This window comes from Enterobacter sp. MALB-1 (genome assembly GCF_041021625.1).
Lineage (GTDB): Bacteria > Pseudomonadota > Gammaproteobacteria > Enterobacterales > Enterobacteriaceae > Enterobacter > Enterobacter oligotrophicus.
The window spans coordinates 1,980,782-2,003,953 of the sequence record NZ_JBDPJL010000001.1 but is presented as its reverse complement, the minus strand read 5'-3'; the positions used below and the strand labels follow the sequence as shown (position 1 = coordinate 2,003,953).

19 protein-coding genes are annotated in these 23,172 nt (G+C 57.0%); 4 read left to right on the top strand and 15 right to left on the bottom strand.

Features of this window, described 5'->3' with window-relative positions; genetic code table 11:
• The 7 genes from ABGB15_RS09535 to nasR form a co-directional block, all read right to left on the bottom strand.
• A complete protein-coding gene (locus ABGB15_RS09535; protein WP_215722183.1) occupies window positions 1-1,407 on the bottom strand; it encodes a YchO/YchP family invasin in 1,407 nt (468 codons plus the stop codon).
• Between the two features lie 75 nt (window positions 1,408-1,482).
• Window positions 1,483-3,981: a nitrate reductase gene (locus tag ABGB15_RS09530; protein WP_215722184.1), complete on the bottom strand. Its 2,499-nt coding sequence runs from the start codon at window positions 3,979-3,981 to the stop codon at window positions 1,483-1,485.
• Complete coding sequence (nirB, locus tag ABGB15_RS09525) at window positions 3,978-7,964, bottom strand: nitrite reductase large subunit NirB (protein ID WP_215722185.1); 3,987 nt, start codon at window positions 7,962-7,964, stop codon at window positions 3,978-3,980. The genes ABGB15_RS09530 and nirB overlap by 4 nt, the downstream gene beginning before the upstream one ends.
• Window positions 7,965-7,977: 13 nt before the next feature.
• The gene (locus ABGB15_RS09520; RefSeq protein ID WP_215722186.1) at window positions 7,978-8,766 is read right to left on the bottom strand and encodes an ABC transporter ATP-binding protein; all 789 of its coding nucleotides are present in this window, start codon (window positions 8,764-8,766) and stop codon (window positions 7,978-7,980) included.
• A 9-nt stretch (window positions 8,767-8,775) separates the two neighbouring features.
• A complete protein-coding gene (ntrB, locus tag ABGB15_RS09515) occupies window positions 8,776-9,654 on the bottom strand; it encodes a nitrate ABC transporter permease (protein WP_215722187.1) in 879 nt (292 codons plus the stop codon).
• A 2-nt stretch (window positions 9,655-9,656) separates the two neighbouring features.
• Complete coding sequence (locus ABGB15_RS09510; RefSeq protein ID WP_215722188.1) at window positions 9,657-10,904, bottom strand: CmpA/NrtA family ABC transporter substrate-binding protein; 1,248 nt, start codon at window positions 10,902-10,904, stop codon at window positions 9,657-9,659.
• A gap of 228 nt (window positions 10,905-11,132) precedes the next feature.
• The gene (gene nasR, locus ABGB15_RS09505) at window positions 11,133-12,317 is read right to left on the bottom strand and encodes a nitrate regulatory protein NasR (RefSeq protein WP_215722189.1); all 1,185 of its coding nucleotides are present in this window, start codon (window positions 12,315-12,317) and stop codon (window positions 11,133-11,135) included.
• 71 nt (window positions 12,318-12,388) lie between these two features.
• Between nasR and ABGB15_RS09500 the strand changes: the two genes are divergently transcribed.
• From ABGB15_RS09500 to ABGB15_RS09490, 3 genes are all read left to right on the top strand, one after another.
• Window positions 12,389-12,742, top strand: a complete 354-nt coding sequence (locus tag ABGB15_RS09500; RefSeq protein ID WP_215722190.1) for a DsrE/DsrF/TusD sulfur relay family protein — start codon at window positions 12,389-12,391, stop codon at window positions 12,740-12,742.
• Between the two features lie 106 nt (window positions 12,743-12,848).
• On the top strand, window positions 12,849-14,633 hold the full coding sequence (locus ABGB15_RS09495; protein ID WP_215722191.1) for a methyl-accepting chemotaxis protein: 1,785 nt from the start codon (window positions 12,849-12,851) through the stop codon (window positions 14,631-14,633).
• Between the two features lie 211 nt (window positions 14,634-14,844).
• On the top strand, window positions 14,845-15,084 hold the full coding sequence (locus ABGB15_RS09490; RefSeq protein WP_215722192.1) for a DUF1883 domain-containing protein: 240 nt from the start codon (window positions 14,845-14,847) through the stop codon (window positions 15,082-15,084).
• Window positions 15,085-15,124: 40 nt separating this feature from the next.
• On the opposite strand, the gene ABGB15_RS09485 is transcribed toward ABGB15_RS09490, so the two are convergent.
• The gene (locus ABGB15_RS09485) at window positions 15,125-15,820 is read right to left on the bottom strand and encodes a gamma-glutamylcyclotransferase (RefSeq protein ID WP_152084384.1); all 696 of its coding nucleotides are present in this window, start codon (window positions 15,818-15,820) and stop codon (window positions 15,125-15,127) included.
• Between the two features lie 177 nt (window positions 15,821-15,997).
• Entirely contained in the window at window positions 15,998-16,228 is a 231-nt protein-coding gene (gene chaB, locus ABGB15_RS09480; protein WP_152081340.1) for a putative cation transport regulator ChaB, read from the bottom strand.
• Between the two features lie 270 nt (window positions 16,229-16,498).
• On the opposite strand from chaB, the gene chaA reads away from it, so the two are divergent.
• On the top strand, window positions 16,499-17,599 hold the full coding sequence (gene chaA / locus ABGB15_RS09475) for a sodium-potassium/proton antiporter ChaA (RefSeq protein ID WP_215722193.1): 1,101 nt from the start codon (window positions 16,499-16,501) through the stop codon (window positions 17,597-17,599).
• Window positions 17,600-17,706: 107 nt separating this feature from the next.
• Here the strand turns inward: chaA and kdsA are convergent, their stop codons facing one another.
• From kdsA to hemA, 6 genes are read right to left on the bottom strand one after another with little or no spacing between them, the layout of a single operon-like run.
• Window positions 17,707-18,561, bottom strand: a complete 855-nt coding sequence (gene kdsA / locus ABGB15_RS09470; RefSeq protein WP_152081342.1) for a 3-deoxy-8-phosphooctulonate synthase — start codon at window positions 18,559-18,561, stop codon at window positions 17,707-17,709.
• A 35-nt stretch (window positions 18,562-18,596) separates the two neighbouring features.
• Window positions 18,597-19,406, bottom strand: coding sequence for an invasion regulator SirB1 (gene sirB1 / locus ABGB15_RS09465; RefSeq protein ID WP_152081343.1), 810 nt, complete (start codon window positions 19,404-19,406; stop codon window positions 18,597-18,599).
• 3 nt (window positions 19,407-19,409) lie between these two features.
• A complete protein-coding gene (gene sirB2, locus ABGB15_RS09460) occupies window positions 19,410-19,802 on the bottom strand; it encodes an invasion regulator SirB2 (RefSeq protein WP_215722194.1) in 393 nt (130 codons plus the stop codon).
• Complete coding sequence (gene prmC, locus ABGB15_RS09455) at window positions 19,799-20,629, bottom strand: peptide chain release factor N(5)-glutamine methyltransferase (protein ID WP_152081345.1); 831 nt, start codon at window positions 20,627-20,629, stop codon at window positions 19,799-19,801. The genes sirB2 and prmC overlap by 4 nt, the downstream gene beginning before the upstream one ends.
• Window positions 20,629-21,711, bottom strand: coding sequence for a peptide chain release factor 1 (prfA, locus tag ABGB15_RS09450; RefSeq protein WP_152081346.1), 1,083 nt, complete (start codon window positions 21,709-21,711; stop codon window positions 20,629-20,631). Before prfA ends, prmC begins: the two co-directional genes overlap by 1 nt.
• A gap of 41 nt (window positions 21,712-21,752) precedes the next feature.
• Window positions 21,753-23,009: a glutamyl-tRNA reductase gene (hemA, locus tag ABGB15_RS09445; protein WP_215722195.1), complete on the bottom strand. Its 1,257-nt coding sequence runs from the start codon at window positions 23,007-23,009 to the stop codon at window positions 21,753-21,755.
• Window positions 23,010-23,172 lie beyond the last annotated feature (163 nt).

Here is a 23,172-nt window from a genome sequence, read left to right as displayed (position 1 = left end):
TTATTCATCCGGCAGCAACGTCCACCGTGGGTCGTCTTTCGGTAAGGCGATAAGCGGTTGCACCACCGTTAGCGTGATCTCATTGGAAGAGACACGCTGCCCCTTCTCATCTTCAACCACCACCGACAGCCGCCAGCGGTTGGTCGCCCCTTCACTGTCATCCCAGTCAGGCATGATCACACTCCAGCCCTCGCTGCTGTTACTCTTTGCCGGTGACGTCAGGCTCAACGCCTGCGTATCGCCCTGCCAGTGAAGCTGCCGGATACCGTTCGAACTGCGAATTTGCAGCTTCAGCATCACGGTTTCACCTGCTTTCAGATCCCACGGCGGTGTCGCCAGATAGACCGACAGCGTTTTGCGCTGGCGGAACTCCATCACTGGCAGGTTATCCCGCTCCGGTGAGTCATAACGACTGCCCCGCAGCGAACGCGTCGCGGCAACTTCGCTGGCTGAAAGTTGTTTAACAAGGGGCACACCGAAGCGATAGTTTAGCTTCAGCCCGAGATTGTTCTGGGTTACGCCACTTTCCCCCTGCTTATGAGCAGCCGTTAAGGTGACCAGCGGAACGGGCGTATAGTTAAGCCCCAGATTCACCGCCATCGGGTTGTGATAACCGTTGCCACTGTTGAACAGATCGACGTTATCGCCAAAATACTGCTCAAAGCTGACGCTGGTGTTGAGATGATGAAACCACGGTAGCCACGCTTTAGCCGTCACATCATAACCGCGCGCCATACGTTGTTCCTGAACGTCGGAGCTGTCGCGCCAGCTGGCGAACGGCTGGTAGTAGTTTGCAGACAAACGCAGATTTTCCCCCCACGCCTCGGCCCCAAGCCCGGCGCGCTGCAGATTTTCTTCGAGCAGGTTGTCATAAAACGTGTTGTAACCCAGCAGCCAGCTTCCGGCGACCCAACGCTGCCCCGCCCCGGCGTTACTGACCAGGCCGTCCGTTTGTTGCGTCAGCCCAAGCTGGCTCCAGCTCAGATAACGGTTATTATCATTCCAGGGAATAAACCAGTTCCCGCTGCTGCCATTGAATTTGCCCTCGTCATCCACCAGCACATTTACGCTGGCATTTCCCCAGGGCGAAAGCCAGGACTCAATCTGATCATTCACTTCACCACTCAGCACATCACGCACCTGACCAAACGCGAACTGGCGCGCCTGCTGGCCCGTGGTGAGGCCGTTGTCGGTCATACTGGCTTCACCAAAGGCTTTTGCCATCTCCGCCAGATGCTTTTCACCTTCCGAGGTCGGTTTTGCGAGGCCCAGATCCGGCAGATTATCACCGTTGTTATCAAACGGGTTTTGCGCCTGCTGCATAAAGGAATTCGGCGCACCGTGAACGGCTCCGGCCGAAATAAGGGGGAGTAGAAACAACCAACGGAGATGAAATAAAACGGTCATTAACGTCGTAAGAAATACCCGGTGCTTACGTGAGAACACAGGGTACATTAACGTGATTCTTTTTCTTTTGCAGCCTTAACGGGAATTTTCAGGAATAACCTGAAACAGGGTTTTCAACTCCGGTACGCACGATCCGCAGTTCGTCCCGCAACGTAATTTGGCTCCCAGCGCCTCGACAGAATCACACCCTCCGGCGATGGCCTCACGAATCGCCTTCTCCCCGATGCTGAAACAGCTACAGATGATCCGCCCCGGTTCGGCGCGCTCATCCGGGCTCTGTCCGTTCAACAGCGCATGACGTCCGGCAAGATCAACAGGAGCATGCTGGAACGAGGCTTCAATAAACGTATGTGCCAGATCCGGTAATGCAGTACCTTCCCAGAACCCAAGCATCAGCGCGCCGTTATGCCACGCCAGCACGCTGCTGCGCTCGTCGGTTTTAGCGATTTGCAGTTGCCAGCCCTGATTGCTGGCATACGCCATTACCCACTCCAGCAGCGGTTTATCGCCAGCCACGGTCAGTCGAGAGGTTTTGCGCCACCAGTAGACGGAAGACGGCAGGTCCGGCAGTTCGCGGGCATACAGTTCCCCCTGCCAGCCAGGCTGCCAGGGCATGATCCTTACGGCGGTTTGTTTGCTCTCAGGCTGGCCTGAGCAGGGATCGCAGCGCCCTTCCACCAGCGCGTTCACCCTGCCCTGACGCGAAAAAAGGGAATTCCAGTGCATGGGCGCAAACAGCTCGCCCTCCCGTGGTGAGTCGTTAATGCGCACTCTGGCGACCATCACACCGCGCGGAGAGCTGATCCGCGCGAGCTGACCGTCGAGCAGTGCAAAGCGTGAGGCATCGGTCGGACAGATCTCAACAAATGGCTCAGCGATATGTTGCATCAGCCGGGGAACGTATCCTGTGCGGGTCATGGTGTGCCATTGATCGCGAATGCGGCCAGTATTCAGTATCAGCGGATAGAGCGCATCTGCCACAGCCTTGTGTAATGCAGGTTCGACGGGAACGATCCGTCTGCAGGGGAAATCTCCGGCGTTCCACTGGTACGGCTCCAGCGCGTCCCACTCAGCGCGGGTCAAGCCGGCAAGTTCATGCAGGTTTAACGCCCGCTCACCGTTATTCTCAAAGGCCGTAAGCGCCGCATGTTCGCAAAAAATCGCCTGCGGATGTTCCCATGCAAATGCCTCTCCATAGCCAAGCTGTTCAGCTATCCTGGCGATAATCCACCAGTCCGGTTTGGCGTTGCCAGGGGCGGGCAGGAAAGCTCGCTGACGCGAAATGCGGCGCTCGGAGTTGGTCACCGTGCCATTTTTCTCTCCCCAGCCCAGCGCCGGAAAACGAATATGAGCAAAACGGCTGGTATCTGTGTCCTGCATTACCTCCGAGACGATGACCAGCGGGCAGTTCGCCAGTGCCTGACACACCGCATGGCTGTCCGGCAGCGATACAGCAGGGTTAGTGCCCATAATCCACACCGCTTTCACCTCACCGCGGGCAATGGCGTCAAACAGTTCCACCGCCATCAGCCCCGGCGTTTGCGCCAGCCGCCCGGTTCCCCAGAAGCGCGCCACGCGCGAGAGATCGTCCGGTTCGAAATTCATGTGTGCCGCCAGTTGATTCGCCAGCCCGCCCACTTCCCGCCCGCCCATCGCATTTGGCTGTCCGGTCAGCGAAAACGGGCCACAGCCCTGACGGGCGAATTTTCCGCTGGCAAGGTGGACGTTGATAATGGCGTTACATTTGTCACTCCCGCTGGTGGACTGATTGATCCCCATGGTGTAGAGCGTAATGGCGCGGGGGGCGGTCATAAACCAGTCGTAAAAAGTCCCGATCTCTTCGGCGGATAAACCGCAAAATTCTGCCACGCGAGCAACCGGCCACGCGTCGGTTTTCTGAATCAGGTTCAGCAAGCCGACAAACAGCCCGGCGTCACTGCCCGGCGCAAGCGCCAGATGCAGATCGGCGATATCGCAGGTGGCGGTTTTGCGCGGATCGATCACCACCACTTTCATCCCGGCGTTGTTCTGCCGGGCCTGCACCAGCCGCTGGTAGAGCACCGGATGCGTCCAGGCGGCGTTTGACCCGACGAGTACCACCAGGTCGCTGTTTTCCACATCTTCATAGCTGCACGGCACCAAATCTTCCCCGAATGCGCGCTTATAGCCCACCACCGCAGACGACATACACAACCTGGAGTTGGTATCGATATTAGCCGCACCGATGAATCCCTTCATCAGCTTATTGGCGGCGTAATAGTCCTCTGTCAGCAACTGGCCGGAGGCGTAGAACGCCACCGCCTGCGGCCCCCAGGTATCAATGATCTCCCGTAGCCGCTCGCCCGCCGCGCTTAACGCCTGTGGCCATTCCACGTCCTGGCCGTCAACAACGGGGTGTAGCAGCCGCCCCTGCAGGCCTGTGGTTTCGCCCAGTGCCGAGCCTTTAACACAAAGCCGCCCAAAGTTTGCAGGATGGCGTTCATCTCCGCGCACGCTTACCTTTTCGCCCTCAACGCTGACGATCACGCCACAGCCCACGCCGCAGTAAGGGCACGTTGTCCGCGTTTCATTCATGATGCCTCCGCGCGCATGACCAGTTCCTGGCTACCGACCCACACTTTGCCGTGTTCGACTTTTACCGGCCACGCCCGCACGGCGGGTTCACCGTTCTCACACTGCCGCCCGTCACGCAGGCGGATGCGCTGTTTATAAAGCGGAGAGATCACCACCGGCTCACCGCCCGCATCGCCCAGAATGCCGCGCGAGAGCACGTTCGCACTGCTGCCCGGTTCAATATCATCAAGTGCATAAACGGATTTACCAAAGCGGAACAGCGCAATAGGGTTGTGCCCCAGCCGCGCGCCAATCCCGGCTTGTTCCGGAATGTCGTCGATGCCGCAGATCTCCTGCCAGCGTTTGCTCTCCTCCGCTGGGGTGTTGTTCACCGTGGTACGGAACAGCGCCAGTCGGTTTGGATCGTTAAGCGTGGTTTGCCATTCGCACTGATACGTCTCCACCACGCGGGCCATCTCCTGCTCCAGCTCGTGGGCGATGCCCAGACTGTCGTCGAGGATCACCTCACGCAGGTAGTCCAGCCCACCTTCAAGGTTATCCATCCAGGTACTGGTACGCTGCAGGCGGTCCGCAGTACGGATATAAAACATCAGGAAGCGATCGACGGTACGAACTAAGGTTTCGTCATCCAGATCGCTGGCAAAGAGATCCGCATGGCGCGGTTTCATGCCACCGTTACCGCAAAGATAGAGATTCCAGCCCTTGTCCGTGGCAATGACACCGACATCTTTACTCTGCGCTTCGGCGCACTCGCGGGTGCAGCCGGACACCGCCATTTTGATTTTATGCGGCGCACGCAACCCCTTGTAGCGGTGCTCCAGTTTTACCGCCAGCCCGGTAGAATCCTGCACGCCATAGCGGCACCAGGTCGACCCGACGCAGGACTTCACCGTGCGGAGGGACTTACCGTAAGCGTGTCCGGTTTCAAACCCGGCCTCCACCAGCGCCTGCCAGATCTCCGGCAGTTGTTCAAGGGTGGCACCGAACAGATCAATACGCTGTCCGCCGGTGATTTTGCTGTACAGGTTGTAGCGTTTTGCGATCTGGCCGATGGCGATCAGCCCGTCGGCGGTCACTTCGCCTGCTGGCATGCGCGGCACGATGGAGTAGGTCCCGTCCTTCTGAATATTGGCAAAGTAGCGGTCGTTGGTATCCTGCAGCGGCAGATGCGCCGGTTTTAACAGGTATTCATTCCAGCAGGAGGCGAGCACTGATCCCACCAGCGGCTTACAGATCTCACACCCGTGTCCGTGCCCATAGCGACCGATCAGCTGGTCGAAGGTGCGAATGTGGTTGACGCGAACCAGGTGATAAATTTCCTGCCGCGAGTACGGGAAGTGTTCGCAGATATCCTTTTTCACCTCCACGCCCTGCTCCGCAAGCTGGAATTCCATCACCTGCTTCACCAGCGCGCTACAGCCCCCACAGCCCGTCGCCGCTTTGGTGCACTGTTTAACCGCGCCGATATCCGTTGCACCTGCGCTCACCGCCTGGCAAATATCGCCTTTGCTGACGTTATGACACGAACAGATCTGCGCGCTTTCCGGCAGCGCCGCCACGCCCAGCGCTTTCGGCGCACTGCCTGACGAAGCGGGTAAAATCAGGGTTTCAGGCTCTTTTGGGAGGCTGATACCATTGAGCATCATCTGCACCAGCGTAGCGTATTCGCTCGCATCGCCCACCAGCACGCCACCCAGCAACGTTTTGCTGTCGTGACTGACCACGATTTTTTTGTAGATCTGCTGAGGGCCATGCGTCCACTGGTAACATAACGCGCCAGGGGTTCGCCCGTGGGCATCCCCAAACGAGGCCACATCTACGCCGAGCAGCTTCAGTTTGGTACTCATATCGGCCCCGGCAAACCTCTTCTCTTCGCCTGCAAGCGTAGCCGCCACCACGCGTGCCATTTGATAGCCTGGTGCCACTAAGCCGAAAATTTTGCCTTCCCATAGTGCGCATTCACCGATGGCAAACACGTTTTGATCGGAGGTCTGACAGCGGGCATCAATGCAGATCCCCCCACGTTCACCAGTGCTCAGCCCGCTGCTGCGTGCCAGCGCATCCTGCGGACGAATACCGGCCGAGAAGACCACCATATCGGTTTCCAGCTGTTCACCATCGGCGAAGCGCAGTACCAGCCCGTCGTCCGTTGTCGCAATTTCCGTGGTGGCTTTACTGGTGTGTACCCCCACGCCCAGTGCCTCAATTTTCTTGCGCAGCATTGCCGCGCCGTCGTTGTCGAGCTGAACCGCCATCAGATTCGGCGCAAACTCCACCACGTGAGTTTCCAGCCCCAGTTGTTTCAGCGCGTTCGCCGCTTCCAGCCCCAGCAGGCCACCGCCTATGACCACACCACGACGGGAGCCTTCAGCATGTGCCGCAATGTTGTCGAGATCGTCGAGCGTGCGATAGACAAAGCAGCCCGGCAGATCGTTACCGGGTACAGGCGGTACAAACGGATACGAGCCGGTTGCCAGCACCAGTTTATCCCAGTGGGTTTCATGCCCGCTGGCGGTGCGCACCACGTGCGTTTCGCGGTCAATCGCGACGATCTGCTGAGCCAGACGCAGCTCAATACCGTTGTCGGTAAAGAAATCACCTTTCACCAGCGAGAGCGAATCTGCGCTGCGCCCGCCAAAATATTCTGAAAGGTGGACACGGTCATACGCGGCATAGCGCTCTTCACCGAAGACGATAATCTGGTATTGCTGGTGCAGATTGCGGTTAACGCAGTCTTCAAGAAAATGATGGCCGACCATACCGTGTCCAACCACCACCAGAGTAGGTTTTGTCATAGCGTTTTGTCCTGCAACCTGCGGTTGCGTAGTGAAACGATCAAACAGCCAGTCCACGTGTGCGGGAACCGGCGTTGCCAGTAAATCGGTGAAGGTCGTTGCGCTGCGGCAATCCCCCACCAGCAGCACGCCTGCAAGGGTGCCGTGATTGATCACTAAGCGGCGGTAATGGCGCGTCAGCGGGTCCCACGATTGCCAGACCACATCATCCGCCTGTGCCGTTGCGCGTCCGGCGCAGAACAACTCCACGCCCGTCACCTTGAGGCGCATCCCGTTCCCGGTTAGCGCGACGGGCGTTGCTGTATCACCAGCCAGGCGAGCAGCGAGGATATCTGCCTGTGCCAGGCACGGGGCGACCAGGCCAAATGTCTGACCCTCTGTTTCGCAGCATTCGCCGATGGCGCTGATATGTGGTGCGGATGTCTGCATCCAGCGGTCAACCACAATGCCTCTGGCGCACTCAATGCCACTCGCTTTTGCCAGCGTAACGTTGGGCTGCACGCCGGTAGCCAGCACCACGCGCCTGGCGTCGAGCTGACGGCCATGGGATAACGTCACAAAATCCGCGGCGATAGCCGTAATGCTGGTAGCCAGTTCACACCGCACACCGCGCTCCGCCAGGGCCTCTTCCAGCAGCAGCCCCGCCTGCTGATCCAGCTGTTGTTCCATCAACCACGGGCCGCGATGCACCAGCGTGACATTGTCACAAGTACGCGCAAGCGCCGCCGCAGCCTCGACACCGAGCACGCCGCCCCCCAGCACCACCGCCGGGCCTGGCGTTTCGAGAATCGCGCGGGTATCCTTCAGGGTGCGAAACGTAAAGACGTGCGGTGCGTCGTGACCAGGGATCGGCGGCACAAACGGCAGCGACCCGGTGGCAAACACCAGTTCATCCCAGGGCAGCGTCAGGCTTTGGGTATGGACTTCAGCGCGCACCACATCCACCGCCGTCACCTTTTCCCCCCTCAGAACCGTGGCGCCACGCTGCTGATACCAGTCGTCCTCCTGCAGGCGAATAGTCGCCGCCTGTTTTTCGCCGCCCAGCACCGGAGAAAGCTGAATGCGGTTGTAGGCATGCTCATGCTCATCGCCAATCACGGTGATAGCAAAGCGGCCAGGCGCACGCCCGGTCAGCGAGGCAATCAGCCGTGTCGCCGCCATTCCATTGCCGATAATCACCAGTCGCATCGTGGCCTCCTCGTTACGCCGCTTTCGGCTGCTTTTCATAGAGGAAATGGAGGATTTGCTGGCGCAGGTGGTGATAACGGCTGTCGTCCGCCAGTTGCACCCGATTGCGCGGCCGCGGCAGGTTAACAGACAGGATCTCCCCGACGGTGGCAGCCGGGCCGTTGGTCATCATCAGCACGCGATCGGAGAGCAGCACCGCCTCGTCCACGTCATGCGTGATCAGCACGATGGTGGTGTTCAGCGCCTGCTGGATCTGCATCACCGAGTCCTGCAGATGCGCACGCGTCAGCGCATCCAGCGCACCAAAGGGTTCATCCATCAGTAAGACTTTCGGCTTCATCGCCAGCGCGCGGGCGATACCTACACGTTGCTTCATGCCGCCGGATATTTCTCCCGGACGTTTGTACAGGGCGTGACCCATCTGCACGCGATCGAGGTTGTGCTCTATCCACTCCTTACGCTCGACTTTACTCATGGTGCGACGAAACACCTGATCCACCGCCAGCGCGACGTTGTCGAAGCAGGTGAGCCACGGCAGCAAAGAGTGGTTCTGAAATACCACCGCGCGCTCGGGCCCTGGACCGGCAATTTCACGGTTGTCACAGATCAGCCCGCCTTCGGTCGGCAACGTGATCCCGGCGATCAGGTTCAGCAGCGTCGATTTGCCGCAGCCTGAGTGACCAATCAGGCTCACAGTTTCGCCTTCGTGAATATCAAAAGAGACGTTCTGCAGCGCCAGAAACTCGCCGCTGGCAGTGGAAAAACGCTGGCTCACAGCTTGTACCTGAATTAACGGTTTCATCATCACTCCTTATTTTTCCTGCCAGCTAAAGCGACGGGCGATCAGCATCAGCCCCTGCTCCAGCAGCAACCCGACCACGCCAATGATGACGATGGCGATGAGAATGTTTTCGACGTTGAGGTTGTTCCACTCGTTCCAGATCCAGAAGCCGATCCCCAGCCCCCCGGTCAGCATTTCAGCGGCGACGATCACCAGCCAGGCGATACCGATGGAGAGGCGCACCCCGGTCAACACGGCGGGCAGCACGGCGGGGAAGAGAATGCGGCGCATGATGGTCCACTCAGAGAGCTGCAGCACGCGAGCAACATTGAGATAGTCCTGCGGAATACGGCGCACCCCTTCGGCGGTATTGATCACCATCGGCCAGATCGAGCAGATAAAAATCGTCCAGCTCGATGCGGGTTCCGCTTTCTGGAACAACAGCAAGCCGATAGGCAGCCAGGCCAGCGGGCTGACCGGGCGCAGAAGCGCAATCAGCGGGTTGAACATGCGCGCAAAAAAGGTGAAGCGGCCAATCAGAAAACCGAGCGGAATACCGGCCAGCGCCGCCAGACCAAAGCCCACCGCCACACGCTGCAGCGAGGCAAGCACGTTCCAGCCGATGCCCATATCGTTGGGGCCGTCGCGGTAGAACGGGTCGGCGAAGAGTGTTAACGCCGAATCCAGCGTACTGAGCGGCGTCGGGAAACCTTTGCTGTTAATCGCAGCCAGTTGCCAGAGCACCACCAGCAAGCCCAGGCCGAGGAGCGCCGGGATGATGCGCTGTAACAGGCCATTCATCCGCCGGGCAAACGCAGGCGCGCGACGGCGAACCTGTAACGGAGGCAGGACAATCACTTCCCCGCTCTCTGACGTCTCTTGTGGTTTCGTATTTTGCAGATGCTGCATAATCAGGCCCCTCTGTGATGAATGGCGAAGCGGGTGGCGTAACCTTCCGGATCGGTACCGTTCCAGACGGTGCCGTCCATCAGTGTGCTGCTGCGAAGTGATGATGCCGGTGTGGTGATCCCCCCTACGGCTGTGGCGGCATCCTGCCAGACCGACGTCTGGTTAATACGCTGTGCGATGCCCGCATAGTCCGGTGCAGATTTGAGTAATCCCCAGCGGCGGAACTGGGTTAAGAACCACATGCCGTCGGAAAGATACGGATAGCTCACGGCACCGTCGTTGAAGAAGCGGATTGGATGCGCATCCTGCCAGCGCTGGCCGAGGCCGTTTTCGTATTCACCGAGCATCCTTCCGGTGAGGTATTGCTCTTTGGTGTTCAGCCACGCGCGACGTGCGAGGATCTGCGCGGTTTCGCGTTTGTTCTGCGCTGAAGCGTCGATCCAGCGCGCAGCCTCCAGAACAGCGCTCACCAGCGCGCGGGCGGTATGCGGGTTTTTATCTACCCAGTCGCGGCGCGTACCGAGAATTTTTTCGGGATGATCGGCCCAGATGGACTGAGAGGTTGCGGCGGTAAACCCGATCCGGTCGTTAATGGCGCGCGCATTCCACGGCTCCCCGACGCAAAAACCGACCATATTGCCTATGCGCATGTTCATCACCATTTGCGGTGGCGGCACCACCACGGTGCGAACGTCGTCGAACGGATTAATACCCGCGCTGCCCAGCCAGTAATAGAGCCACATGGCGTGCGTGCCCGTCGGAAAGGTGTGTGCAAAGGTGTATGTCCCCGGTGCCTGCTGCCCAATCATTTTTGTCAGGCTATCCAGATCGCGAACGCCCTTCTCTGCCAGATCGCTGGAGAGCGTAATGGCCTGGCCGTTCTGGTTGAGAGTCATCAGGTTTGCCATCTGCTGAGGCTTACCGGCGATACCCAGCTCCAGCCCGTACAGCAGGCCGTAGAGAATATGTGCGGCATCCAGTTCCCCGGCGACCAGCTTGTCACGCACTGCCGCCCAGCTCGCCTCTTTCGTGGGCACGAGGGTAATGCCGTATTTTTTATCGAACCCTTTCAGCGCCGCGATAACGAGCGGAGCACAGTCGGTCAGAGGGATAAACCCTACGCGTACCGTCTCCTGCTCGGGCTTATCCGAGCCAGCCGCCCACGCCGCCTGCATGACGCCAGGTAACAGCATTGCCCCGCTCGCCAGCATGCTGGCCTGCAAAAACCGTCGTCTCGACACATCCGCCATAACCACTCCTGAAAAAAAGCCAAAAAAAAGCGCCCGACAGTGCCGGAGCACCGCTGGACGCCTTTATCCCGAAGACACATGCACCGCCGTTGGTACATTGTCGAAAGTAGTGAGTTTGTTACTGCAAAGTAGATGCCAGTTTTTAATCCCTTGTTTTTCCGGCTCTCATCGGTTGCTGCCAGCGATTACGCACCTGAATCATGCAAAAAATGCCCACTGACTGTGCAACTACTCCTTTGGTGTTATCTGCCAGAGATTCTTCACGGTGAGCAGCGCGCGGGCGATATCCACCATCCGCTGGTTCTTATCCATCGCCATTTTACGCAGCGCCGTCCACGCCTGCTCTTCACTCATGTTCTGGTACGTCATCAGGATGCTTTTGGCTTTATCGATGGTTTTACGTTCTTCCAGCGTGTCGCGCAGCGAGGCCAGTTGACGAGAGAGTTGTTCTATTTCCCGCGCCTGATGACGAACCAGTGGCAGAAGCGGCTTATCCGGGAAGTGGGCGAGAGGATCGTCATGCTCGCTGGCCTGGGGTGTGCATTCATCATCGCTGCGCATTCGTTGATCGACCGCGACCATCAGATCGGCGATCTCTCCCTCCTCCAGCGTGCGCAAATGTTCAAGACGCGCGGTCTGCAACGCAAACCACTTCAGCGCAGTATTGCCGTTATCGGCCGCAGGCTGGCGGGTACAGGCCATGCGTCTGAGCTGCTCGGTTTCACGATCCGGCAGGCAATAGAGGGTAAATGTCTCCTGCACGTCGGCATGGCTGTGCGATAAAAAGACCTCAAAACAGGCCTGCTGCCCGTCAATGCGATCAACCAGTCTCTGACGCGTTTCATCGTCAAAAAAGTTTAGGGTAAAGCCAATTGCCCCCAGCGCGCGCTCCTGGCCCACCAGCTCTTTTCCCTGCATCAGACAATAGAGCGCCACAAAGCGGCCCGCGATTTGCGGATCGTCAATGCTGTCATTAAGCTGCGGAACGATACTGAGCAAATGGCGGAGCATACGGCTGTAGTGCTCCATCGCCTGAGGTGCCGCAATAGTTTGCTCAGTGACGCCGTCACGCAGTGCGTCAAGCGTCTCCAGACACTGCAGGGCACGGGCAATGCGTTCGCACACCGCACTGCCCGGCAATGGGGAGTGCTCATTGAGAAAATGATGAAAAAGCGTAATATTTTCATCGACCAGTGCTCTGCTGGCTTTGCATTCGGGCGCATAGAGCTTGCCTTGTGAACACAGCCAGACGTTTGATGCCCCGCGTTCGCACTGTAACATATGCACCAGTCGGCTGATGCCGTTCACCAGCGCCCCTGATTGCGCTAGCCTGCTGAGATGTTCCCTGCGCATCTGCCTGGCGCGTTGAAACCACGCGGTTGCGCCGGGCGAACTGCCAGCCTTCAACGTCATACTTACTCTCCCGGATAGGTATACCCGTTGAGATAAGCAATATCCGTGCCTTTACAAGAACAGGAGTCAATATGCAGAAGATTGTGATCGTCGCCAACGGTGCGGCTTACGGTAGCGAATCCCTATTTAATAGCCTGCGTCTGGCGATTGCGCTGCGCGACCGCGAAAGCAACCTGGAACTGCGTCTTTTTTTAATGTCCGATGCGGTAACAGCCGGACTGAAGGGGCAAAAACCTGCTGAAGGGTACAACATCCAGCAGATGCTGGAGATCCTGACGGCGCAAAATGTACCGGTTAAATTGTGTAAAACCTGCACCGACGGGCGCGGGATCACCGGGCTGCCGCTGATTGAGGGTGTTGAAATCGGTACCCTTGTTGAGCTGGCTGAGTGGACTCTGACCGCCGATAAAGTATTAACTTTTTAATAATAAACCCGTAAAAATATTATTTTCTTATGGACGCGGTTTCAGCATCAAGTTTACCTGCGAAATTGCCGATAGGCATGAAAACAACACAGCAGGTATTTCACTTATGTTCAGGTCCATTCGTGCTCGTATCATTGCCGCGACGACAGGCTGTCTGGTCGTCGCCCTTCTTCTTAATACCGTTATCAACTTCCAGGTCACGCGCCAGGATAACCAGCAGTCGCAGCGCGATATCCTGACCAGCACCAGTGCCAGCCATAATATGGCGATTGCGGACTGGGTAAACAGCAAGATGACCGTGATTGTTTCCGCGCAGAGCGTCGCGCTGAGCGATGATCCGGTTCCGACCTTTAAACAACTCGCTCAGGCTGGCGGGTTTACTAACGTCTATGTGGGCTATGCCAGCAAAACGGCAAAATTCTCTGATCCTGCGGGTGTTCCGGCGGATTACGACCCGACCATTCGCCCGTGGTATCAGCAGGTCGTCAGCGCCGACGCGCCCGTTGTTACCGCTCCTTACGTTGATGCAGGAACCGGCAAGCTGGTGGTGACCTTCGCCGTGCCGGTCAAAGAAAATGGCACCCTGAAAGCGGTGGTCGCAGGCGACGTGGCAATGGATAGCGTGGTCGCTAACATTCGCGGTATTCACCCCACTCCGGCGAGCAGCGGGTTGCTGATTGACAGCGACGGCACCGTGATTGCAGCCAACGATCCGGCCCTGACGCTGAAGCCGTTTGCCGACGTGCTCAAGGGGACTGACTTTAGCGCGCTGAAAAAGGGTGACCCGGTCGACGGAACGTTTAACGGCGTTGAGAAAACGTTCGTGGCAACAGCGGTGCCAGGCACACACTGGATGCTGATTGTGGCACTCGACAACAATGATGCCACCTCCGGTATGCGCTCCCTGCTGAAAGCCTCGGCGCTGTCGCTGGTGATCCTGGCCCTGCTGAGCGGCGCAATTGTCCACTTCATGATTGCCCGTCTGCTGAAGCGTTTATCGGATATCCGCGACGCGATGCATAACATTGCCAACGGCACCAACGACCTGTCGCAGCGCCTGCCCGATAACGGTGAAGATGAAGTGGCACAGATCGCCCAGGCGTTTAACGCCTTCAGCGATAAGCTCTCGGTGGTGATGGTTCAGCTACGGGATGCGAGTGCGTCGGTGAAAAATGCCGCACGGGAAATTGCAGCGGGCAACCAGGATCTGTCCGGGCGTACTGAACAGGCCGCCTCCAGCCTGCGTGAAACGGCCAGTGCCGTCGAAGAGATCACCGCCTCGGTCACCCAGTCGAATGAGTCCGCAGCGGAAGCCAACGATCAGGCGAGTAAAGCCTCAGCCGCAGCCTCGCGTGGAGGCGAAGTGGTATCCCAGGCCATCAGCACCATGCAGTCTATTGAAGTGGCCTCGGCTAAAATTGGCGACATCACCAGCGTGATTGACGGCATTGCCTTCCAGACCAACATTCTGGCGCTGAATGCTTCCGTCGAAGCGGCGCGCGCCGGAGAGCAAGGCCGCGGGTTTGCCGTGGTAGCAGGTGAAGTGCGTAACCTGGCCAGCCGCAGCGCCCAGGCTGCTAAAGAGATTAAATCTCTGATCGATTCCACCACTGACAGCGTGGCGACCGGTTCTCGTTATGTACATCTGGCCGGAGAGAGCATGAATGAGATCCGCTCCAGCATCGGTAGCGTTTCGGGCATCATGCGCGAGATCTCCATCGCGACCAGTGAGCAGATGAAAGGCATTCATGAGATCAACCATGCGGTGACGCACCTGGACCGTATGGTGCAGCAGAACGCCGAACTGGTGGTGCAATCCGCCGCCGCAGCCAGCGCCCTGCAGAGCCAGGCGGGCGACCTTGCTGAAACGGCCGGACATTTCCGCATTTAATTTTCTTCTGGCGCGCGAAAAGGGGGTAAAACGCGCGCCAGCTGAATGCTTTCAGGAATTTTGTCATTTTTGTTTAAACGTTATGCCATTTTTTGATCAAAATCAGCATCCTTCACCCTCCCCTTTGGTGTTATGCACTGAGTGAATTGTGAACAACATCACGCTCAGCGCTGGCTGCAAAGAGCGTAGCTTAAGACGACGGGGTAAAAAAATGGCACTGGTAAAAACAAGTCTGAAACTGTTTGGCGGGGATACGGTTGTGGTACGTTGCTCAGAGCGCTGCCGCATTCATTTGATGAGTGCAAAAGCACAAAAGCAAACGCAGGCAGATGTCCTGACCGTGCAGGATGACAAGGCATGGCTGACGGTGCCGTACACCGGCACCTGGGATGTGCTGATTGACAGCCACAGCCAGTCACTCGAACACTCTGTGAGTTACGTTGCCGCTTAACCGCGACGCCCGGCTGCAGTCACACAGTCGGGCATTTTTATCAGGCAAAGCCCGGACGCAGCGGGTTATTCAGCAGGTTACCTTCCATCAGCGCTTTGACTTTCGTCACCAGCTCATTCAGACAATCATCCTTCATGCCGAGCCGCGTTAGCTCCTGATCGAGGGAAAAGAGATATTGCGCATTCGTGCCCAGTGGACCACTGGCGGCAGCAATTAACGGGGCAATAACCTGCGGGCGGGTGTCCGCTTCATACAGCGGATGGCGCGGGTCCATAATAAAGACCAGCGCATTGACGGTGCGGCCATCGTCGAGTTCCAGTTTGAACCAGCCGGGAATGTAGCAGCCGGTGATCATCTCGCGCTTCCACAGCAGCGTCAGTTCATCTTCCAGAGTGGCATCCGGGAGCCGGTAAGCCACGCCGGTGGTGCGTCCGCCCTCTTTCAGTGCAAGCATACGACCCGGCTGACACGCGCTGCCGCGCCCGGCGGTCAGGCGCAAACAAAATGCGCGATGCCAGCCAGGAAGTGTACCGGTTGCCGATTCGACAAATTCCAGGGCCGGGTTCCACATCAGCGAACCATAGCCAAAAATCCACACTGGTCCATCATCCGGGCGGCAGGCCAGCGTCGCAGCGAGCGATGCCGCACGTTGTTCAGCCGACCAGAGAAGCGATTCCTCAATATCACCAAATGCCGTCTTACAATCTGCCTTCATTAAGAAATCACGCGTTAACACTTTCCACCTCCGCCACTGCATGCTTCCCTGCGACATCTGTAATTCGCCTTCCCGGCATTAAATGCTGGTCATTTTACCCGCAGTGAATGAACGATAAGCAATTCACAGGCCAGTTGCAATACAACGGAAGTTCCACCGCCTGAAAAGTCAAAATGAAGGTGTTGCATCAGGCAGCGGTTATTTCTTTTTGTGCCATTTATCATCGTCTCCTTTCTCATATTCATGTTTTACGGCAGCCCATGCCACCTTATGTGCGGTCTCTTCACGGCTGGCATCATCCCGGCGATCGTCTTTATCTTTGTACTGATCCCAGGCGCTGTTAAACGCCTCTTTATAGATCTCCTGCGCATGAGCGGGAAGGACATGCTGCACGCTGTCGGGTAATTCGCGTTTCGTTTTATATGGCATCTCTGACCTCTCTTTTTGCTAAAGAGGTAAGTGTGGACGAGGATACTTCATGGTGCCAGCAAGAATAGAATTCTTAAATACCAAAGAAGTTAATTAACTGTTATTTATTGATTATTTATAAAAGAAGATAAGATATGCCACTTAGAATAAGAATTTACTGCTAACGGTAAAATTAAGTAAACATTAAACGGTATTCAACAGAGATCTGTTAGTTTAATGGCCTCAAAATTCTATCTATAATTACAAGCACCTGCATTGACGGAGAAGCACATGACAGCAACACACGAGGCGGTAAAGACCCGCCACAAGGAGACGTCGCTCATTTTCCCGGTTCTGGCACTGGCTGTGCTGCTCTTCTGGGGAAGCAGTCAGTCACTGCCAGTGGTGGTGGGTATCAATATCCTTGCGCTGGTGGGGATTTTAACCAGCGCATTTAGCGTGGTTCGCCATGCGGACGTGCTGGCGCACCGCCTGGGTGAGCCGTACGGTTCATTAATCTTAAGCCTTTCCGTTGTTATTCTCGAAGTGAGCCTGATATCTGCTCTCATGGCGACCGGCGACGCTGCGCCAACGCTGATGCGCGATACACTCTATTCCATCATTATGATTGTAACGGGCGGTCTGGTGGGCTTTTCTCTCTTACTGGGCGGACGCAAATTTGCGACCCAGTATATGAATCTGTTTGGTATTAAACAGTATTTAATCGCCCTGTTCCCGCTGGCCATTATTGTGCTGGTCTTCCCGATGGCGCTACCGGGTGCGAATTTCACCACTGCACAAGCATTACTGGTCGCACTGATTTCGGCCGCAATGTACGGCGTGTTTCTGTTAATTCAGACCAAAACGCACCAGAGCCTGTTTGTTTACGAGCATGAAGATGACGCCGACGACGACGACCCGCATCACGGTAAGCCGTCAGCCCACAGCAGCGCCTGGCACACCGTCTGGCTGATTGTGCATCTGATCGCGGTTATCGCCGTGACCAAGATGAACGCAAACCCGCTGGAAACGCTGTTAACTGAGCTGAATGCGCCCGTGGCCTTCACCGGCTTCCTGGTGGCGCTGCTTATTCTCTCCCCTGAAGGGCTGGGAGCACTGAAAGCGGTGCTGAACAACCAGGTGCAGCGCGCGATGAACCTGTTCTTTGGCTCCGTTCTGGCAACCATTTCCCTCACCGTTCCGGTGGTAACGCTGATTGCCTTTATGACCGGTAATGAGCTGCAATTTGCGCTGGGCGCACCAGAGCTGGTTGTGATGGTGGCATCCCTGTTGCTGTGCCAGTTATCCTTCTCGACCGGCCGCACCAACGTGCTGAACGGTGCCGCGCATATGGCCTTGTTTGTCGCGTACCTGATGACGATTTTTGCGTAACCTTTTTTGCCGGGTGGCGCTGCGCTTACCCGGCCTACAAAACCCGTAGGCCCGCGCAAGCGCAGCGCCGCCGGGCAAAGAAAAACCCGCCGAAGCGGGTTTTTTTATTAGTTGCTGGTATCCAGCTCGTCGAAGCTCTTCACCAGATCGTCAATCGCTTTGATCTGCTTCAGGAACGGCTCCAGCTTATCCAGCGGCAGTGCAGATGGGCCATCGCATTTCGCATTGGCCGGGTCCGGGTGCGCTTCAATGAACAGACCCGCCAGGCCGGTAGCCATACCGGCGCGCGCCAGCTCGGTCACCTGCGCACGACGGCCGCCAGAGGCTGCGCCAAACGGGTCGCGGCACTGAAGGGCGTGGGTCACGTCGAAGATCACCGGAGACTGGCCGGAAACGTTCTTCATTACGCTGAAGCCCAGCATATCCACAACCAGGTTGTCGTAACCGAAGTTTGAACCACGGTCACACAGGATCACCTTGTCGTTGCCGCCTTCGATAAACTTATCGACGATGTTACCCATCTGGCCAGGGCTGACGAACTGAGGTTTTTTCACGTTGATCACGGCACCGGTTTTCGCCATCGCAGCAACCAGATCGGTCTGGCGAGCCAGGAACGCCGGAAGCTGGATCACGTCTACCACGTCTGCAACAGGCTGCGCCTGAGAGGCTTCATGCACGTCGGTGATTACTTTCACGCCAAAGGTCTGTTTCAGCTCCTGGAAAATCTTCATCCCTTCTTCCAGACCAGGACCACGGTAAGAATTGATAGAGGAGCGGTTGGCTTTGTCAAAAGAGGCTTTAAACACATACGGGATACCCAGCTTCTGGGTCACGGTCACGTAGTGTTCGCAGATACGCATCGCGAGATCACGGGACTCCAGCACGTTCATACCGCCAAACAGCACGAACGGCAGGTCGTTTGCCACGTTGATATCGCCAATGCTAACTACTTTTTGTTTCATATAATCGCCTTTTTCAGGTGTGAATCGGAACTAAGTTAATGCAATGTGATTTGTTTATGCGAGATCGCGTTGATCTGCGCGCGAATCATTTCGCTAATGGGATCTTCCGGACACTGCTCAACGAAATAGTTCAAATCATGTAACGCCACATGCTCACAGTCGAGCTGGGCATAAATAAGCCCGCGGTCGCGAATTTCATACGGATCTTCAGGGTTAAACTGGAGCAGTACCTCGCTGGCACGCAGTGCCAGCTCCATTTGCCGCTCTTCCATCAGCGCGGATTTTAGCGTATCCAGCAACTTGCGAATAACCTCTGAATTATCGGCTTCATCAAGATCTTCGTTAAAAAGCTCAGCCACCGGGCTAATGTTACCTTTCAACCACACATCCAGCGTATGCTCATCCAGCGTATCGCCGTTAAAGGGATTAATTAACCACATCTCCCCATCCAGCCACTCTGCACGCAGGATCATCTGCGTCGGAAAAATGACCGGTACTAGCGGAATATCCAGGCGATGAGCCACCCACAGCAAAATGGCACCCAGCGCAACGGCGCTGCCCTGACGGTTTTTTAACACCTGGTCCAGCCACAATGCATCAGAAAGACGATACACGCCACGCGTGTCGCAGAAACCCCATTCGCCGTAGAAAAGCTCAACCAGCTTCTCTAATTGCCAGTCCTGCGGGCGGGCCTGATTGATCTCTTCGCGCGCCAGGCTGACCAGATTCTCCAGCTCATCGTAGACATACTGTGACGTAAAGTCGTCGCGAATCATCTCAGAAATCAGGATCATGCCATCGCAGAGCGGCACTTTGTTAAATTCGAAATCGGCTAAGGACCTCATGACTTACCCCAGTAACGGTATTCTTGTGGTGGCGAGTTTAATGATGATGTACAGCACCACCAGGCCCAGCAGAAAGGCAATAAACCCCGTCTGCTGGCTGCGCGGACGATGACGCCCAAGCGCGATAAAACCCAAAACGATGTAGATGATAACGCCAAACAGCTTTTCAGTCAGCCATGCGCCTTTATCAGTAAATGGCAGATAGCCGGTCTTCCACATTAACCCCGCGCCGGAAAGGAACAGCACGGTGTCGATACAGTGCGGCGCGATGCGTACCCAACGCGCGTTAATCAGCGGATTATTGCTGTAGCGCCACCAGTAACGGACGATAAAAAAGCCGATGGTCAGGGCTACGGAAATCAGGTGAACGGAGATCAGCACCGTAAACACGCTCACGACCACTGCCCCAGCGTCAGGCGTTCATTGCCGCCGTAATCACGACAGGTTTCCACTGCGGTGTACCCTGCCTGTGTAAACAGCGCACGAACGGCTTCCCCTTGCGTCCAGCCATGTTCCACTAACAGCCAGCCACCGGAAAGTAAATGTTGCCGTGACGTTGTCACAATGTGATCAAGATCGGCTAACCCTTCGTTAGCGGCAACCAGCGCCGTCAGCGGTTCAAAACGAACATCACCCTGCGCGAGGTGCGGATCGTGTTCGTCGATATAGGGCGGATTGCTGACAATCATCCCAAAAGTACGGTTCTTAAGGGCGGCAAACCAGCTGCTTTGCAGGACAGAAACATTGTTCAGCCCCAGACGTTCAACGTTACGCTGCGCGAGTGCCACCGCATCAGGCATGACGTCCACCGCCGTCACGGTGCAGTCCGGCCGCTCGCTGGCAAGCGCCAGCGCAATCGCGCCGGTGCCCGTACCAAGATCGAGTATGTGGCATGGCTGCGCCGGTAACCGCGCCAGCGCCTGCTCCACCAGACACTCGGTGTCGGGGCGAGGGATCAGCGTCGCCGCCGAGACGTACAGCGGCAGAGACCAGAACTCACGTTCCCCGACCAGATGCGCCACAGGCTCGCCCGTTTTACGGCGGGCAAGCAGCGCGTCCAGCTTCGTTTGCTGTTCAGCGGTCAACCCGGTTTCCCCGAACGCCAGCAGGTACGTGCGGGCTTTACCCGTCACAAAACCCAGTAAAATCTCGGCGTCGCGGCGTGGGCTTTCGCTGGCAGAAAGCTCACTTGCGGCATGGCGTAACCAGTGCTGAAAATCCATTATTCCTGCTCGGACAAGGCCGCCAGCTGGTCGGCCTGGTATTCCTGCACGACAGGCTCAATCAGCATGTCGAGCTTGCCTTCCATCACTTCGTCCAGCCGGTACAGCGTCAGGTTGATGCGGTGATCGGTTACACGGCCCTGCGGAAAGTTATAGGTACGGTTACGATCGCTGCGATCGCCGCTGCCCAGCAGGTTACGACGCGTAGACGCTTCTGCCTGCTGGCGTTTCGCCACTTCGGCGGCGCGGATACGCGCACCGAGCACGGAGAGCGCTTTGGCTTTGTTCTTGTGCTGCGAACGTTCGTCCTGGCACTCCACCACAATGCCGGTTGGCAGGTGGGTAATACGGATGGCGGAGTCAGTGGTATTAACGTGCTGACCCCCCGCCCCTGAGGAACGGAAAGTATCGATGCGCAGGTCCGCCGGGTTGATGTCCGGCAGTTCCGCGTCCGGCAGCTCAGGCATGACCGCGACCGTACAGGCGGAGGTGTGAATACGTCCCTGAGATTCTGTCGCAGGCACACGCTGCACGCGGTGGCCGCCGGATTCAAACTTCAGGCGGCCGTAAACACCGTCGCCGCTGATCTTGGCGATAACTTCTTTAAAACCACCGTGCTCACCTTCGTTGGCGCTCATGATTTCCACACGCCAGCGACGCGCTTCCGCGTAACGGCTGTACATGCGGAACAGGTCACCCGCAAACAGTGCCGCTTCGTCGCCGCCGGTTCCGGCGCGAACTTCCACAAACGCGTTGCGTTCGTCGTCAGGATCTTTTGGCAGCAGAAGCACCTGGAGCTGCTGCTCCATCTCTTCAGAACGCGCTTTCGCGTCCTGCAACTCTTCCTGCGCCATTTCACGCATTTCAGGGTCGTCGAGCATCATCTGCGCGGTTTCAATATCTTCCTGGACCTGTCGCCAGTCGGTAAAGCATTTAGAAACATCACTTAACTGCGCGTACTCACGCGACAGCGCGCGAAAACGTTCCTGGTCTGCAATGGTCCCGGCATCACCGAGCAGCGCCTGTACTTCTTCATGGCGCTCGTGCAGAGCTTCCAGTTTGGCGACGATAGAAGGCTTCATAGGCGTAAATGCACCTTGTAATAGAAAATGGGTGTAGGGCGCTATTCCAGCCCGAGGCTGTTGCGCAGAATAGTCAGGCGTTCATCGTCCCCGTCTCGGGCAGCCTGCTGAAGAGATTTGGTTGGGGCATGGATCAGGCGGTTGGTCAGTTTCCAGGCCAGATCCTGCATAATAGCTTGCGCGTCGCCGCCCTGTTCCAGGGCCGCTAACGCTTTGGCAGTCAGGTCATCACGCACCTGCTCTGCCTGCCCGCGATACTCGCGGATCGTCTCGCTGACGCTTTGCGCGCGCAGCCAGGCCATAAACTCGCTGGTTTCCTGCTCGACGATGGTTTCCGCCTGCACCGCCGCCGCTTTACGCTGCGCAAGGTTGTGCGAAATGATGCTTTGCAGGTCATCCACGCTGTAAAGATAGGCGTTTGCCAGTTTGCCGACTTCCGGCTCGACATCGCGCGGAACCGCGATATCCACCAGCAGCATCGGCTGATTACGGCGGGATTTCAGCGCACGTTCCACCATCCCTTTACCGATAATCGGCAGCGGGCTGGCGGTAGAACTGATAATAATGTCCGCCTCTTTCAGGCGTTCATCAATGTCGCTCAGCGCAATGACTTCTGCGCCCACTTCGTCCGCCAGCACCTGCGCACGTTCGCGGGTACGGTTCGCGATAATCATCTTTTTCACTTTATGTTCGCGCAGATGGCGGGCCACAAGTTCGATGGTTTCACCGGCACCCACAAGTAACACCGTGACAGTCGACAGCGACTCAAAAATTTGACGCGCCAGAGTACAGGCTGCGAAAGCAACAGAAACCGCACTGGCACCAATGTCGGTTTCGGTTCGCACACGCTTTGCGACGGAGAAGGATTTCTGGAACATACGTTCCAGCTCGCTGGCTTTAAGATGCCCTTTTTGCGAATCCGCAAAGGCTTTTTTGACCTGACCGAGAATTTGTGGCTCGCCGAGCACCAGCGAATCCAGACCGCTGGCCACGCGCATCAGGTGGCTGACCGCATCGTTGTCATGATGCCAGTACAGACTATTACGCAGCTCTTCTTCGTCGAGGTTGTGGTAGTCACATAACCAGCGAATTAACGCTTCGTGCAGGTTGTCCTGCTCTTCCACGCTTAAGTACAGCTCAGTACGGTTGCACGTCGAGAGCACCACGCCGCCCTGCACCATCGGTTGTGCAAGCAGGCTGTCCAGCGCCAGGTCGAGCGTATCCGGCGAAAACGTAACGCGTTCTCGCAACGAAACCGGGGCTGTTTTGTGGTTAATACCGAGTGCTAATAGGGTCATGTTGAGCGGGAGTAGTACCAGCGTTAATAAGGTTAGCAGGTCGCATCATACAGGATGCGCGAGATCAATAAAAGAGACTGCCCCCTTTCGGAGTAATAGCTTACACAACGCTTTGAGATAATTTGAACGTAGACGGTAGCACCCTGTGACGCTAGCATTAACA